The organism is Jatrophihabitans fulvus (genome assembly GCF_054781375.1).
In genome coordinates this window covers 407,612-423,465 of the sequence record NZ_BAAGUN010000001.1, presented here as the reverse complement: position 1 = coordinate 423,465, position 15,854 = coordinate 407,612, and the positions used below count along the sequence as shown (strand labels likewise).

Sequence of the window (15,854 nt, the reverse complement as noted above, 5' to 3'; positions counted from 1 at the left end):
AGACGAGAGGAGCCGTCATGCCCCGTTCCCTGCCGGAACGCCCGAACCCCGAGCAGCTGCGCAAGCAGGCCCGCGAGCTGCAGCGTGGTGTCCGCGCCGGTGACCCGCAGGCGTTGCGCCTGGCCGGCCTCGACCAGCCGGACCCCGACCACCCGCTGCACCGCGCGCAGCTCGCCCTCGCCCGCTCGTACGGTTTCGGCTCCTGGCCGCGGCTCGCCGCCCACGTCGCCACCCTTGCGGCGAGGACGTGGACGTGTCCGCCCGCCGGTGCGGACGAGCCCGTCGCGCACCGGTTCCTGCGCCTGACGTCCTGTACCTGGTCCGACGATGCGGGGCCCGACGTCGATGCCGCGCGGGCGTTGCTGGCGACGCACGGCGACGCGCTGTCCCTCGAGCTGTCGTCGGCCGCCGTCGCCGGGGACGTCGCGTCGGTGCGCCGGCTGCTCGCCGGGAACGCCCGCGCCGACGACGCGGGCGGGCCGTTCGGCTGGACCGCGCTGATGTACGTGTCGTACTCGCGACTCGACGTGGGCGAAGCGGCGACGCTCGAGGTCGTCCGGACGCTGCTGGCCGCGGGCGCCGACCCGGACGAGGGCCGGTACTTCGACGGCTGGCCGACCCCGTTCACGGTGCTGACCGGCGCGTTCGGCGACGGTGAGGGTCAGCAGCCGCCCCATCCGCACTCGCCCGCGCTCGCGCGGGTGCTGCTCGAGGCCGGCGCCGAGCCGAACGACGCGCAGACCCTCTACAACCGGCAGTTCGGCGAGGGCGACGACTGGCTCGAGCTGCTGTTCGGGTTCGGTCTCGGCACGGGGGACGGCGGGCCGTGGCGGCGCCGGCTGCCCGACCTCGCCGATTCCCCCGAGGTGATGGTCCGCAAGTTGCTCGAGTGGGCGGCCGCGCACGACCAGCGGGCGCGGGTCGAGCGATTGGGACGCCACGGCGTCGACCTCGTCGCGCCGCTGCCGTCCTCGGGCCGGGCGCCGTACGCGCTCGCGCTGGCCAACGGCCACCGCGCGCTGGCCGACCTGCTGCCCGCCGTGGACGTCGACCCCGTCGAGGCGCTGATCGGCGCCGCACTGGCCGGGGACGGCGCGGCGGTCGACGCGGCCGCGCCGGACGTTCTCGCCGCCGCTCGGGTGGCCCGTCCCGGCCTCGTGGCGTGGGCGGCGTCGCTGGGACGCCCGTCGGCGGTGGAGCTGCTCGTGCGGGCGGGGTGGGACGTCGACGCGCTCGGGCGCGGCGACGCGCCGATCGAGCAGCCGTGGCAGACGGGCCTGCACACGGCCGTCGAGCAGGACGACGCCGCGACGGTCGCGACGCTGCTCGCCCTCGGGGCGCGGACGGACGTCCGCGACGCCCGCTTCGATGCGACCGCACGCGACTGGGCCGTTCACCTCGGACGTCCGGATCTGCTCCCGCTGCTGGAGGAGGACGGGCCGCCCGCGGGATAGCCTGCACGCCATGCGCGAGATCGTGGTGTTCTCCGGCAGCGCGCACGTGCCGCTGGCCCGCAGCATCTGCGACTCGCTGGGGGTGCCCCTCTCGCCCGTCGACATCCGCCGGTTCAGCAACGACTGCCTCTACGTGCAGCTTCAGGAGAACTGCCGCCAGCGGGACGTGTTCGTCGTCCAGCCGCTCGTGCCGCCGACGCAGGAGCACCTGATGGAGCTGCTGCTGATGCTCGACGCGGCGCGGGGGGCGTCCGCCTCGCAGGTGACCGCGGTCATTCCGCACTACGCGTACGCGCGCTCGGACAAGAAGGACGCGTCGCGCATCTCGATCGCCGGACGGCTCGTCGCCGACATGCTGACGACCGCGGGCGCCGACCGCGTGCTGACGATGACGCTGCACGCCCCGCAGGTGCACGGGTTCTTCTCGGTGCCCGTCGACCACCTCACCGCGATCGGCGAGCTGGCCGACCACTTCCGCAGCCGCGACCTCACCGACACCGTGGTCGTCTCCCCCGACCTCGGCAACGCCAAGACCGCCACACAGTTCGCCCGGCTGCTCGGCCTGCCGGTCGCTGCGGGATCGAAACAGCGACTGGCGGACGACCGGGTCGTCATCGACGCCATCGTCGGCGACGTGCGCGGCAAGCGGGCCATCGTGCTCGACGACGAGATCGCCACCGGCGGCTCGATCGTCACCCTGCTGGAGAAGCTCGCCGAGGAGGAGTGCCCCGACGTCGCCGTCGCCTGCACCCACGGCCTGTTCTCGGGCAAGGCGGTGCCGCGGCTGCGCGACCACCCCCTCGTCAGCGAGGTCGTCACCACCGACACCGTCCCCCCGCCGTCGGACGACTGGCCGTCGCTCACCGTCCGGTCGGTCGCGCCGCTGTTCGCCGAGGCCATCACCCGCATCCACGTCGGCGAGTCGGTCAGCAGCCTCTTCGACGGCGTCGATCCCACCCACGGCCCGCCCCAGCCGCAGCTGCCGTTCGGCGTCCCGGGCTGAGCCTGGTTCCGGCGGACCCAGCCTCGTCCGGCAGGATGTGCCGCATGACAGACCCTCGCGCCTACACCGAGATCCGCGTACCCGCCGCCGAGTTGCGCAAGGGCGACCTCGTGAACACCCAGCCCGGCGAGGACGACTGGCAGGAGGTGCTCGGCGTCTACGTCAAGGCCGACGACGCCAGGAGCGCCGAGGTCAAGGGCCTCGTGACCACCCTCGGGGGCCGGTACGTCGTGGTCCAGATGACCGACATCGCGGCCGTCGACGGCGGCGTCTACTTCGACGACGCCGGCCAGGCGATGGTCTACGGCGAGGACGAAGACGACGACCAGCCCGTGTCGGCGGTGGCCAGCGAGAGCAACGGGGTCCGCACCTACCTGTTCACCAGGTTCGAACTGGTCAGCGTGCGCGGCAAGGCCGTCTGACACCGGATTTGGGGCGGTCCGCGCCGCGCTGATACCCTGGCGAGGTTGCCCAGCGACCGGTGCGCTGTGTTGCGGGCAGGCAGAACGAGACATCCGACAGTCGATCGAATTTCGAGGCGTGCACGCAGTGGCCAACATCAAGTCCCAGATCAAGCGGATCCGCACCAACGAGATCGCCCGGCAGCGCAACAAGGCCGTCCGGTCGGAGCTGAAGACCGCCATCCGCCGCTTCCGCGAGGCTGCCGACACCGGCAACAAGGACGCCGCGCTCAGCGCGCTCGCCACGGCGTCGCGTGACCTCGACAAGGCCGCGACCAAGGGCGTCATCCACCGCAACGCCGCCGCCAACAAGAAGTCGGCGATGGCGCGGCGCGCCGCCGCTCTCTAGAACGCTTCGCTCCACCCGAGCCGTGTGACCCCGACGGGGTCGCACGGCTCGTTCGCGTCCCGGGCCGGTTCTCGTCAGCTGCGCCGGGCGGCGCCGATGCGGCGGACGGCCACCTCGAGGGCATAGCCGGGATCGACGGCGGCGCCCTTGACGTCGGCGTTGAGCGTCGCGACCACGCCCAGCGCCGCGCGCAGCCCGGGCTCGGACCACTCGCGGCCCTGGGTGCGCGCGCGCTTCACCTTCCACGGCGGCATGCCCAGCCGCTTGGCGAGGTCGTACTCGCTGCCCCGTCCGGCCGACCACACCCGCGCGACCGACCGCACGCCGTCGGCGAGCGCGTCGGCGACCACCACGTGCGGCACCCCGAGCGACAGCGCGTGCCGCAGCGCCTCGAGCGCCGGGCCGCTGCGCCCGACGACCGCGAGGTCGGCGACCGCGAACCCGCTGACCTCGGCGCGGCCCTTGTGGAACGCCCGCACCAGCTCGAGGTCGACCTCGCCGGACGCGGAGTCGCTGACCAGCTGCGAGGCGACGCTGGCGAGTTCGCGCAGGTCGCTGCCGACCGCGTCCATGAGCACGGCGAGAGCATCAGGAGCGATGCGGCCGCCGGCACGCTTGATCTCGTAGCGGACGAACTCGGCCCGCTCCTCGGCGCGCGTCACCTTGGCGCAGCCGATCTCGAGCCCCGTCTTCTTGGCGACCTTGCGGGCGGCCTCGAGCAGCGCCTTGCCCTTCGCGCCGCCGGCGTGCTGCAGCACCAGCACGGTGCCGTCGGCGAGATCGCCGAGGTAGGGCGCGAGGATCGCAAACGGGGCGGTGCGGACGTCCTGCGCCTGCCGGATCACGACGAGTCGCGAGTCGCCGAACAGGGACGGGCCGAGCAACTCGTGCAGCTCGTTGCCCTCGATGCCGCTGCCGACGTGCTCGGTCTCGACCAGGCCGGAATCGGCCTTGCGCGCCACGGCGGCGACCGAGCCGACGGCCCGGTCGACGAGCAGGTCCTCGTCGCCGACGAGCAGGACCAGCTGCGGCAGCGGGTCGGGGAGGTCGCCGGGCGCGACGGGACGGGCGGGCATGCGGCCATCCTCGCACCGTGCCCCGACAGCCCCGACAGCCCCGACGGTCCCGGCAGTGCCGACAGCCCCGCCGCGGCTCCGGACGCGCCCGTCCCCCCGGTGCGGTGGACCACGGTGCCGAGACCGCCGTCGCCGGTGGTCACCACCGCGACGTCGCCGCTGCGGTCGGTGCGCAGCAGCGGGACGCCGAGCACGGACAGCTCGCGCAGCAGCACCGGGCTGGGGTGCCCGTAGTCGTTGTGGGCGCCCACGCTGACCACGGCGACCCGGGCGTGCACGCCGGCGAGGAAGGCCGGGTCGCTGTAGGCCGAACCGTGGTGCGGGACCTTTAGCACGTCGGCGTGCAGGTCGGGCGCGCCCGCTGGGTCGTCGAGAACGTCGTCCTGCTCCTCGATCTCGGCGTCGCCGGGCAGCAGGATGCGGACGCCCCGCACGGTCGCGCGCAGGATGAGGGACGAGTTGTTGGGGTCGCTGCGGGTGCCGTGTTCGGCCCGGGCGGGCCCGAGCACCTCGAGGCGGACGGCCCCCACCGTGAGCACGCTGCCGGGCCGCGGGCTGACCACCTGGTGGCCGGCGCCGATCGACCTCGACACGATGTCGAGACCGGATACCGGCTCGGCGAGCGGTCCCGCGATCACGCGACCCACCGGACGGTCGCGGACCGCCCCGGCGAGGCCGCCCACGTGGTCGAGGTGCAGGTGGCTGATCGCGACCAGCGGCAGCGACGTGATGCCCAGTTGTCGCAGACACCGGTCGACGGGCACCGGATCGGGACCGGCATCGACGAGCACACCCGCGCCCCCGCCCGCGTTCAGCACGAGCCCGTCCCCTTGCCCGACGTCGCAGGCGACGAACACCCATCCGTCCGGCGGCCAGCCCGACGTCGCGGCCCGGACGGGGAACAGCACCACCACCGCGGTCACGAGGGCGGCGGCGAACGCGTGCCGCAGCCCGGTGCGCAGCGCGAGCAGGCACAGCAGCGCCAGCACCCCCGCCAGCGCCAGCGCACCCAGGCTGCCGCCGGGCCAGGGCAGCGTGGCGTTGTCGAGGCCGCCGAACAGGTCGGCGACACCGGTGAGCCAGCGGCACGGCCAGCCCGCCAGCCACGCGAAGACCGTGGCGACCGGCAGGCACACCGGACCGGCGACGGCGGCGAGGAAACCGAGCACGGTCGTCACCGCCACGACCGGCTCCGCCAGGACGTTCGCCGGCACGGCGACCACGCTGACCGTGCCCGACAGCGCCGCGATCACCGGCATCGTCACCAGGTGCGCGGCGGCGGCCACGGCGACCGACTCGGCGAGCCCGACCGGCACCCTCCTGCCCCGCAACGCGCGCGCCCAGCCGGGCGCGAGGACGAGGATGCCGGCGGTGGCCAGCACCGACATCGCGAACGACGGGCTGCCGGACAGGGTCGGGTCCCAGGCCAGCAGCGCCAGCACGACTGCCGACAGCGCCGGTAACGCAGCCCGCGGCCGTCCGGACGCCAACGCCACGAGCGCCACGGCCGCCATCGCCGCCGCCCGCAGCACGCTCGGCGACGGGCGGGCCACGATCACGAACGTCACCAGCACCAGGGCTCCACCGACCGCACACGCCCACGGCCGCGCCCGCATCCGACGCAGCACCAGCAGCACCGCGCCGATCACGATGCTGCAGTTCGTGCCCGACACGGCGACGAGGTGCGTCAGGCCGGCGGCGCGGAAGTGCTCGGCCAGCACCGGGTCGAGGTTCGCGGTGTCGCCGTCGACCAGGCCGGGCAGCAGCCCGCGCTCCTGGTCGGGCAGCACGCGGGCGGCCGAGCGCAGCGACGCGCGCACCTCGCCCGCTGCGCGCTGCCACCAGGGCGGTGCGTCGAGCAGCTGGGGCGGGCCACGCTGGAACACCGTCACCGACAGCACCCCGCCGTCGAGGTCGGGCTGCAGCGACCCGGTGACGCTCACCCGCTGGCCCGGCAGCACGTCGCGCCAGTCGCCGGCATCGCCGAGCACCAGCACCGACCCGTTGACGGGGACGACCGGCGCGCGGGCGTCCTCGCGCACCGACTCCGCCGACGCGTCGACGGCCACCCGCGCCGCGCCCGCCGGTCCCTTCGCCGCCAGCAGGCGGGGGTCACCGTCGACGGTGAGCTCCAGCGTCACCGCCGCGTGTCGCACGGCGAGCGCGTGCAGCGGCGACTCTGCGGCATGGGTCAGCCGCGCCGCCAGCGGCAGCCCGACCAGCGCCACGCAGCACCCGGCGAGCGCGCACGAGCGGGCGAGCACCCGACACCGCGGCGACGCCGCGCGGTACGACACCGCGAACGCCATTGCCGCGACCACGACCGCCACCACGACGACCAGCAGGGCCGGCCGGCCCGAGTCGGCGTCGACGAGACCGAGCACGGCGAGCCATCCCGCGCCCGCCCCGACCGCGAGCCGGACGTCGAGTGGTTCCCGCTCGGGCGTCACACGGTGACCAGGGGTTTCAGGCGTCCGAACGTCACGTCGCCGATGCCGGACACGTCGTTCAGGTCGTCGACGGTCGCGAACGAGCCGTGCTCGGTGCGGTAGTCGAGAATGCGCTGCCCCAGAGCCGGGCCGATGCCCGGCAGCGCCTCGAGCTGCTCCAGCGTCGCCGAGTTCAGGTTCACCAGCGCCCCCAACCCACCGGACGGTCCCGCCGAACCGGCGGTCGGCGCTCCTGCCGTCATCGCCGGCCCCGGCGCGGCCGCCGGACGGCCCACCGCCACCTGCTGGCCGTCGACCAGCACGGCGGCCAGGTTCAGCACGCCGAGGTCGACACCGCGCAGCGCTCCCCCGGCCGCCCTGATCGCGTCGTCGACACGCGAGCCCGCGGGCAACCGGTAGACGCCCGGCCGCCGCACCTTGCCAGCGACGTCGACCACCACCAGCCCGGCCGACGCCGACGACGCCGCCGGAGCCGACGTCGGCGCACTCGCTGACGAACCGATCGCCCGTACGGACCCGCTGGGCGCGAGCGCGCTGCCCGGTACCGACGGCACCTGCGCCGACACCGGCACGGCGTCGGGACGGTTGCCGAGCAGCCACACCGCCACGCCGAGCGCCACCACCACGACGACCGCAGCGAGCGCGAGCACCGTCCGCCGGCCCGGGTCGGCCCGCACCGGGAACCGCGCGGCGACCCGGTCGAGCAGCCCGCCGTCGCGGTCGGCTCCGTCGTCGTCCGGCGGCCCGCCGGTCGCCTCGTCGAGCAGCGCCCGCACCCGCTCCGACACGCGCGCGGACTCTCCCCGCAGCTCGCCCCGCCGTCCCGACCCGTCCCGCACGCCGACCGACGCTAGGGATCACCGGGCCCCGACGGCGGCGGGAGACGACCGCCTGTGGACGAACGTCCGCCTGTGGACGCGGAGGGCGGGATCCGTCCGACCGGTGTGCTACCCGGCGTCGGTCAGCAGGGTGTCGATGAACGCCCGCGCCCGCGGCCGCGGGTCGTGCAGGTACTCCACGGGCGAGCGGTGCCGGTAGGTCATGCACAGCACGTCCAAGCTGCCGTCGATCTCGACGCGCTCGAAGCGGTGGCCGGGGTCGGTCGCGGTCTCGAACTCGAGCGTCGCCTCGATCAGCTCCGCCTCGCGCGTCCATCCGCAGTAGTCGAAGGCCCACTCGCCGTCCGTCGCGTAGACGTGCTCGAGGTACGGCGCGCCGGGACGGTGCAGGCCCACCACGCCGAAGCCCTCGGCCTCGGGTCGTTCGAGAAACGTGTACGCCAGGATGTGGCACGCTCCGGCCGCGAAGAACGCGCGGTCGGAGCGCTGCCACGACACCTCCTGGTCGGTGCGCTCGGCCTCGGTGCGCCGGTACGTGCCGTGCGGGACGTAGGCCACGCCCGTCAGCGTCGCACGAGCACCGTGCCGACGACACCGGGGCCGAGGTGCGCACCGATCACCGGGCCGAGCTCGGCCACCCGGCAGTCGCGCACCTCCGGCACCGCATCGCGAACCTGGTCGGCGACGGCCGCGGCCCGCTCGCCCGCGGCGAGGTGGTGCACGGCGAGGTCGACCGGTCCCTCCCCGGCCGCCTGCACCGTCAGCTCGACCAGCCGGGCGAGGGCGCGGGTCGACGTCCGCACCTTCTCCAACGGCACGATCTGTCCCTCGACCATCTGCAGCAGCGGCTTGACCGCGAGCGAGGTGGCGAACAGGGCGGCGGCGGTGCCGACCCGTCCGCCGCGGCGCAGGTGTTCGAGCGTGTCGACGTAGAACAGCGTGCGGGTCGCGTCGACGGTCTCGGTGGCGGCCTGCTGCACCTCGGCGGCGCTCGCGCCGGCGGTCGCCGCCGCCGCGGCCGCGAGCACCGCGTACCCGAGGCCCATGGCGGTCGAGCGGGAGTCGACGACGCGGACGACACCGTGGCCGAAGTCCTGCGACGCGAGCACCGCCGATTCCCAGGTGCCCGACAGGGCGGCCGACAGGTGCACGGACACGACCCGTTCGGCACCCGCGTCGAGCACCGCGCGGTACACGGCCGCGAACTCCGCCGGCGACGGGCGGGACGTGCGGACGGTCAGCTTCGCGCGCAGCGCCCGCGTCACGTCACCGGACGTGACGTCGACCCCGTCGACCCCCGTGCGCTGCCCGAGGGTGACGCGCAGCGGCACGACCGTGATGCCGTGCCCGGCCAGGGCGTCCTCGCCGAGGCACGACGTCGAGTCGGTGACGACCGCGACGCGTGGCACCCGGACCTCAGACCACGAAGTTGATCAGGCGTCCGGGGACGGCGATCACCCGCTTGACCTCCTGGCCCTCCAGGGCGGTGGCGATCTTCTCGTCCGCGCGGGCTGCGGCCTCCATCGCGTCGGCGTCCGCGTCGGCGGGCACGCTCACGACCGAGCGCACCTTGCCGCGGATCTGCACCGGGATGTCGACGGTGTCGTCGACCAGCAGAGCCGCGTCGGCCTCGGGGAACGGGTGCCACGCCAGCGAGGTGTCGTGGCCCAGCTTCTGCCACAACTCCTCGGCCACGTGCGGGGCCAGCGGCGCCAGCATCAGCACCAGCGCCTCGGCGACCACGCGGGGCACCCCGCCGTTCGGGTACGCCTGCGTCACCGCGTTGTTCAGCTCGGTGATGCGAGCGATCGAGGTGTTGAACCGCAGCGACTCGTAGCCCTCGCGCACCGCCGCGATCGTGCGGTGCAGCAGGCGGTTCAGCTCGTCGGACGGTGCGTCGTCGGAGACGTGCACCTCGCCGGTCTGCTCGTCGACCACCACGCGCCAGATGCGCTGCAGCTGGCGGAACGGGCCCACGACGGCGTTGGTGTCCCACGGCCGGTCCTGCACCAGCGGCCCGGTGAACATCTCGAACATGCGCAGCGTGTCGGCGCCGTACGCGGCGTACATGTCGTCGGGCGTCGTCACGTTCTTCAGCGACTTGCCCATCTTGCCGAACTCGCGGTTGACCTTCTCGCCGCGGAAGAAGAAGCCGTCGGGCGTCTCCTCGACCTCGGACGCGTCGACGTACGCGCCGCGGGCGTCGGTGAACGCGTACGCCTGCACGTAGCCCTGGTTGACCAGCCGGTGGAACGGCTCGGCCGAGCTCAGGTGTCCCAGGTCGTACAGCACCTTGTGCCAGAACCGCGCGTACAGCAGGTGCAGCACGGCGTGCTCGACGCCGCCGACGTACAGGTCGACACCGCCCAGCGGACGGTCGGCGTTCGGGCCCATCCAGTACCGCTCGACGGCCGGGTCGACCATCACCTCGTCGTTGGTCGGGTCCAGGTAGCGCAGCTCGTACCAGCACGAACCCGCCCACTGCGGCATCGTGTTGGTCTCTCGGCGGTACTTCTTCGGGCCGTCGCCCAGGTCCAGCTCGACCTCGACCCAGTCGGTCAGCCGGCCCAGCGGCGGTTCGGGCATCGAGTCGACGTCGTCCGGGTCGAAGGACCGCGGCGAGAACTGGTCGGTGTCGGGCAGCTCCAGGGGCAGCATCGACTCCGGCAGCGAGACGGGCAGGCCGGTCTCGTCGTACAGGATCGGGATCGGCTCGCCCCAGTAGCGCTGCCGCGCGAACAGCCAGTCGCGCAACCGGTAGGTGACGGCGCCGCGGCCGCGGCCCTGCTCCTCCAGCCAGGCGATGATCGTGCTCTTGGCCTCGGCGACCTCCATGCCGTCCAGCGAGATCGACTCGTTGGACGAGTTGATCGCCTGGCCGTCACCGGTGAACGCGTCACCTTCCCAGCCCTCGGGCGGGGCGACGGTGCGGACGATCGGCAGGTCGTAGGCCTGCGCGAAGTCCCAGTCGCGGACGTCCTGGCCGGGGACGGCCATGATCGCGCCCGTGCCGTACCCCATCAGCACGTAGTCGGCGACGAAGACCGGCACCTGGCCGCCGGTCACCGGGTTGGTGGCGAAGCTGCCGGTGAACACGCCGGTCTTGGTCTTGTCGTCGACCTGGCGTTCCAGGTCGGAGCGCCGCGCGGTCGCCTCGCGGTACGCGCGGACGGCCTCGCCGGGCGTCGCGGCACCGCCCGTCCACGCGTCCTTCGTGCCGTCCGGCCACGCGTCCGTGGTCAGCGCGTCGACCATCGGGTGCTCGGGCGCGACGACCATGTAGGTCGTGCCGAACAGCGTGTCGGGACGCGTCGTGAAGATCTCCAGGTCACCGGCGGGCGTCGCGAACGACACGTGCGCGCCGCTGCTGCGCCCGATCCAGTTGCGCTGCATCGCGCGGACCTTGTCGGGCCAGTCGATCTGGTCCAGGTCGCGCACCAGCCGGTCGGCGTAGGCGGTGATGCGCATCATCCACTGGGTCAGCGGCTTGCGGAACACCGGGAAGTTGCCCCGCTCGGTGCGGCCGTCGATGACCTCCTCGTTGGCCACGACGGTGCCCAGCCCGGGCGACCAGTTGACCATCGCCTCGGTGCGGTAGGCCAGCCGGTGGTTGTCGACGACCTCGCGCTTCTCGACTTCGCTCAGCTCGGACCACTCGCGTCCGAACGGGTTCGTGCCCTCGTTCGGACGGCGCTCGCCGGCGTCCAGCTCGGCGATCAGGTCGGCCACCGGACGGGCCTTGTCCTGCAGCTGGTCGTACCAGGAGTTGAAGATCTGCAGGAAGATCCACTGCGTCCACCGGTAGTACTGCGGGTCGGTGGTGGCCAGCCGCCGGCGCTCGTCGTGGCCCAGGCCCAGGCGGCGCAGCTGCCGCAGGAACACCTCGATGTTGGCGTACGTCGACTCGCGCGGGTGCTGCCCGGTCTCGACGGCGCGCTGCTCGGCGGGCAGGCCGAAGGCGTCGAAGCCCATGGTGTGCAGCACGTTGTCGCCGCACATGCGCCGGTAGCGCGCCAGCACGTCGGTGCCGATGTAGCCCAGCGGGTGTCCGACGTGCAGGCCCGCCCCGGACGGGTACGGGAACATGTCCATGACGTACTTCTGCGGACGGATGGCGACGCGGTCGAAGCCGTCGTCCAGCGGGCCGGACGGGTTGGGGGCGTTGAACGTGCCCTCCTCCGCCCAGCGGGCCTGCCAGCGCAGCTCGATCTCGTCGGCGCGCGCGGCGGTGTAGCGGAACGGCGGGGTGTCGGCCGAGGTCTCGGCCGGGGTCGTGCTGGTCATCGTGTCCTCCTGGGGCGTACGTCGGCTGCCGCGAACAGACGAAGAGCCCCTGCCGGAGGGCAGAGGCTCGGCCGCGCTGCGGATCGTCGGGCGTTCCGTCAGCGCGGCCCCGTAAGCAGAAGTCGGCGCGTACGCATGTCGGGATCGTACCGCCGGTACGGGCGCGCTCTCATTCGGTCCGTACGCCTCGAGGAGAGTCGCCGGCGCCGGCGGGGATCCGGTCGCGGGCTCGCAAGGCGGAGGAGGGAGAGCCGTAGCTTGCTACTGCCGACCGACGACAACGCTGCGAGCGTGCGACCGGGCCCCGCCGGCGGCGGGGAATCAGGCGTGCGTGGCCAAGGCGGAGGAGGGAAGGTCGTAGCTCGCTACTGCCGACCGACGACAACGCCGGCCACGTGCGGCTGAGCCCCGCCGGTGCTCGCCCCACGCCCGCCGTCCGTCGCCGCCGGGCGCGGGGGCACCGAAGTCAGATTAGGCACCGTGGGGTCACCTGACGGCTGCCGCGCCGTATGGCATCCGTCACCTGGACCGAGGCCGGGTGGGCACCTGGTCGGACGGCCAGTGTCCGGATGGGCGACAGATCCGTCCAACTCGGGCCAACCGCTTGCCCTATGGGGCTTTCGGCCCACCCGTGGGGACGCTCGGCTGCCAGAATCCTGAGGATGGCCCCGGGAGGAACGTTGCGGCCGCCGCCGCTGCGACGCACCCGGGTGACGCGCGTGCTGGACGTGTTGAGCGACCGCCGGTTGGTCGCGGTGGTGGCCGACGGCGGGTCGGGCAAGACGGCGGCGGTGCACGACTGGTTGGCCGACGCGGCGGTGCCGACGGCGTGGCTGACGATCGGTGCGGAGCATGGCGATCCGCCGCGGCTGCTGGCCGATCTGGTCGCGGTGACGTCGGCGCACTGCCCGGGTCTGGCGGCGTATCTCGATCGCGAGCTGGCATTGCCGCCGGCGGCCGACGAGCCGGCGGCGGCGGAGACGTCCGCGGTGGCGTTGGCGGAGGCGCTGGCGGCGGCGTGGAGCGAGACGGCCGGCGGGGCGCCGGCGTTCCGGCTGGTGCTCGACGACCTGCACCTGCTGGACGGCACGCCGTCGGCGTTGTTCCTCGCCGACCTGGTGCGGTTGTACCCGCGCTCGGTGCAGCTGGTGGTGGCGAGCCGCACGACGCCGCCGTTCGCGGTCGAGCGGCTGCGGGGTGTCGGCGAGTACGGCGAGCTGGGCGGTCGCACGCTGCTGTTCGACGCGGACGAGACCGCGGCCCTGTTCGCGTGTTTCGGGGCGCCGGTCGACCTCGCCACGGCCGAGGCGGTCACCCGCGCGGGCGCGGGGTGGGCGACGGCCGTGCGCCTGGCGGTCGAGTGGGCGCTCACGCACGGCGTCGAGCGGTTGCCCGGCCAGTTGGCGTCGCCGGCGGCGGCGTCCGAACGGCTGACGACGGCGGTCCTCGATCCGCTGCCGCCGGGCGTGCGCCGGGTGCTGCGCGGGCTGAGCGTCCTGGGCACCGCACCGAGGGCGGCGGTCGACGACCGGGCCGGCGAGGTCGCCGACCTGGACGCGCTGGCCGAGCGCGGGCTGCTCGTCACGTCCGACGGCACGAACTACTCGTTGACGGCGCTGGCGAAGTTCGCCGTCGACCAGGCCGACCCGGTCGACGCCGGGGGGCGTCGCGACGTGCTGCGCCGGGCGGTCGAGGGCGCGACCGAGGCCGGGCTGGCCGAGGCGGCGGTGCAGTGGGCGGTGCAGCTCGGCGAACCGGGCGCGGTGGCCGACACGGTGGCCCGCTTCGGCACGGAGTTGCTGGACCGGCGGCTGGTCGCGCCGCTGCTCGCGGCGGCGGAGCTGCTGCGCGAGCCGGCCGGCGACCCGCGCATCGACGCCTTGTTCGCGCAGCTGTTCGCGCAGCGCGGCGGCATCCAGCGTGCGCTCGAGCACCTCGGGCGGCTCGACCCGTCCGCGCCGTTGAGCGCGGCGGTCGCGTGGCGGGTGGCGAGCGCGCTGTGGCTGCAGGGCGAGAGCGCGCACAGCGAGGCCGTCCTCGCCCGCGCCGCCGGCGGTCCGGTCGAGGGCCCGGCCGAGGGTCCGTCGGTCGACCGCGACGCCGACCGCGCGCTCGTGGAGGCGTGCCGCGCCACGGTTGCCTGGGGCCACGGCGACGGCGCCGCCGGTCGCACCCGTGCGGACGCCGCGCTCGCTCTCGCGCGCCGCGCGGGCGACGACACCGCGCTGGCGTCCGCGTGGGTGGCGCAGGCGCTGGTGGCCGTGCTCGACGGCGACCTCGAACGCAACCGGCAGGCGTACACGCACGCGCTGCGCCACGCGCGGGCCGCGGGGGACCTGCGCACGGAGGTGCGCATCCTGTGCAACGTCGGCTCGCAGCACAACGAGACCGGCCGCTACCGCGAGGCGCTCGGCGGGCTCGACGAGGCGGTGCGCCTGGGCGAGATCACCGGCCAGACCGCGCTCGTCGCGCTCGCCCGCGCCAATCAGGCGGACGCGCGCCTCGGGTCGGGGCAGATCGAGCAGGCCCTGCAGGCGGTCGAGGACGCGCTCGCCACGTGGACGGCGATGGCCTCGCCGATGGCCGCCCACGCCTACCAGGGGCGCGGCGATGCGCTCGCCCGCCGCGGCGACCCGACCCGGGCGGCGGCCGCGTACCGGCAGGCGGTCGCGCTGGGCGAACGGTTCGACGACGCGCAGGTGCTGGTGCCGGCCCTCGCGGGATTGGCGCGCGTCGAGCTCGCCGAGGACCCGGAGGAGGCCCGCGCCCTCGCCGAGCGGGCCGTCGCCATGCCGGCGGCGGTGGGTTCGCTGCCCGCCTACCTCGCCGCGGGATGGGTGGCGCTGGCGACGGGCGACCGTGACACCGCCGCCGAGTGGGCCCGGCGCACGTCCGCGGAGGCGGCCCGGCGCGACGCACCGGCCCAGCTGGCCGAGGCGCGGCTGCTCGCGGTGCTCGCCGACCCGTCCGCGGGGCCGGGTGACGGCCGCCTGGCCGAGGCCGCGCAGATCTGGGCCGAGCTCGGCAACCCGCTCGGCGCCGGCGAGGTGCAGCTCGCGACCGCCGTGCTGGCCGGCGATGCCCGCGCGGCAGCGGCCGTCCGCGCGACACTGCGGGGGCTGGGGGTGCGCGACAGCGCCGTCCGCATCGCCGGGCCGCTGGCCGTTCTCGGCGAGGAGCGGGCCGCGACCGTCGCGGTGCAGACGCTCGGCACGTTCCAGGTCTTCCGGGGCGGTACGGCGGTACCGCCGTCGGCGTGGCAGTCGCGCAAGGCACGCGACCTCGTGAAGATCCTCGCCTCCCGCCGCGGCAGGGCGATCAGCCGCGAGTCGGTCGCCGCGCTGCTGTGGCCCGACAGCCCGGCGACCGGCAACAAGCTCTCGGTCGCGCTGTCGACGGCGCGCTCGGTGTTCGACCCCGACCGGGAGTTCCCGCCGGACCGGTTCGTCAACGCCGACCGCGGCTCGGTGCGGCTGGACCTGCGGTCGGTCGAGCTCGACATCGAAGCCTTCACCGACCGCGCCGACGTCGCCCTCACCGCCGCCGAGAACGGCCACGACACCGCCACCACCCTGCTCGAAGCCGCCATCGCCGCCTACCCCGGCGACTTCTGCGAAGAAGACCCCTACGAACCCTGGGCCGAACAGACCCGCGACGAACTACGCGCCCGCCACCACCACGTCCTACGCACCCTCGCCCAACACCTCGCCGCCGGACCCCGACCCGACACCGCCGTCCCCTGGCTCATCACCCTGCTCGGCGTCGACCCCTACGACGAACCCACCCACCTGCGCCTCGTCCGCACCCTCGTCCGCTCCGGACGCCACGGCGAAGCCCGCCGCGCCTACCGCACCTACACCGAACGCATGGCCGACATCGACGTCGAACCCGCCGCCTTCCCGCAACCGCCGCGGCACCGCCACGCCCGGGTCGGCTAG

The 15,854-nt window shown here is 74.5% G+C and carries 10 protein-coding genes and 1 pseudogene; 5 read left to right on the top strand and 6 right to left on the bottom strand.

Annotated elements, in window-relative coordinates:
- Positions 1-17: 17 nt before the first annotated feature.
- The 4 genes from ACYVP9_RS02025 (at position 18) to rpsT (ending at position 3,267) form a co-directional block, all read left to right on the top strand.
- On the top strand, positions 18-1,454 hold the full coding sequence (locus ACYVP9_RS02025; protein ID WP_460603012.1) for an ankyrin repeat domain-containing protein: 1,437 nt from the start codon (positions 18-20) through the stop codon (positions 1,452-1,454).
- A 10-nt stretch (positions 1,455-1,464) separates the two neighbouring features.
- Positions 1,465-2,457, top strand: a complete 993-nt coding sequence (locus tag ACYVP9_RS02020) for a ribose-phosphate diphosphokinase (RefSeq protein WP_460603011.1) — start codon at positions 1,465-1,467, stop codon at positions 2,455-2,457.
- Between the two features lie 44 nt (positions 2,458-2,501).
- Positions 2,502-2,879: a hypothetical protein gene (locus tag ACYVP9_RS02015; RefSeq protein WP_460603010.1), complete on the top strand. Its 378-nt coding sequence runs from the start codon at positions 2,502-2,504 to the stop codon at positions 2,877-2,879.
- A 127-nt stretch (positions 2,880-3,006) separates the two neighbouring features.
- The gene (gene rpsT, locus ACYVP9_RS02010) at positions 3,007-3,267 is read left to right on the top strand and encodes a 30S ribosomal protein S20 (protein ID WP_460604270.1); all 261 of its coding nucleotides are present in this window, start codon (positions 3,007-3,009) and stop codon (positions 3,265-3,267) included.
- A gap of 74 nt (positions 3,268-3,341) precedes the next feature.
- On the opposite strand, the gene holA is transcribed toward rpsT, so the two are convergent.
- The 6 genes and pseudogenes from holA to leuS all read right to left on the bottom strand — a co-directional run bounded on the left by holA (position 3,342) and on the right by leuS (position 11,916).
- On the bottom strand, positions 3,342-4,343 hold the full coding sequence (gene holA, locus ACYVP9_RS02005) for a DNA polymerase III subunit delta (RefSeq protein WP_460603009.1): 1,002 nt from the start codon (positions 4,341-4,343) through the stop codon (positions 3,342-3,344).
- A 317-nt stretch (positions 4,344-4,660) separates the two neighbouring features.
- Positions 4,661-6,652, bottom strand: a pseudogene (locus tag ACYVP9_RS02000) (ComEC/Rec2 family competence protein); the annotation flags it as partial.
- A 137-nt stretch (positions 6,653-6,789) separates the two neighbouring features.
- Positions 6,790-7,632 (bottom strand): helix-hairpin-helix domain-containing protein, encoded by an 843-nt coding sequence (locus ACYVP9_RS01995; RefSeq protein WP_460603008.1) that lies wholly within the window; start codon positions 7,630-7,632, stop codon positions 6,790-6,792.
- Between the two features lie 108 nt (positions 7,633-7,740).
- Positions 7,741-8,190: a hypothetical protein gene (locus ACYVP9_RS01990; protein ID WP_460603007.1), complete on the bottom strand. Its 450-nt coding sequence runs from the start codon at positions 8,188-8,190 to the stop codon at positions 7,741-7,743.
- Between the two features lie 5 nt (positions 8,191-8,195).
- Complete coding sequence (locus ACYVP9_RS01985; protein ID WP_460603006.1) at positions 8,196-9,041, bottom strand: DegV family protein; 846 nt, start codon at positions 9,039-9,041, stop codon at positions 8,196-8,198.
- Positions 9,042-9,048: 7 nt separating this feature from the next.
- Complete coding sequence (gene leuS, locus ACYVP9_RS01980; RefSeq protein ID WP_460603005.1) at positions 9,049-11,916, bottom strand: leucine--tRNA ligase; 2,868 nt, start codon at positions 11,914-11,916, stop codon at positions 9,049-9,051.
- 662 nt (positions 11,917-12,578) lie between these two features.
- Here leuS and ACYVP9_RS01975 point away from each other — a divergent pair.
- Entirely contained in the window at positions 12,579-15,854 is a 3,276-nt protein-coding gene (locus tag ACYVP9_RS01975) for a BTAD domain-containing putative transcriptional regulator (protein WP_460603004.1), read from the top strand.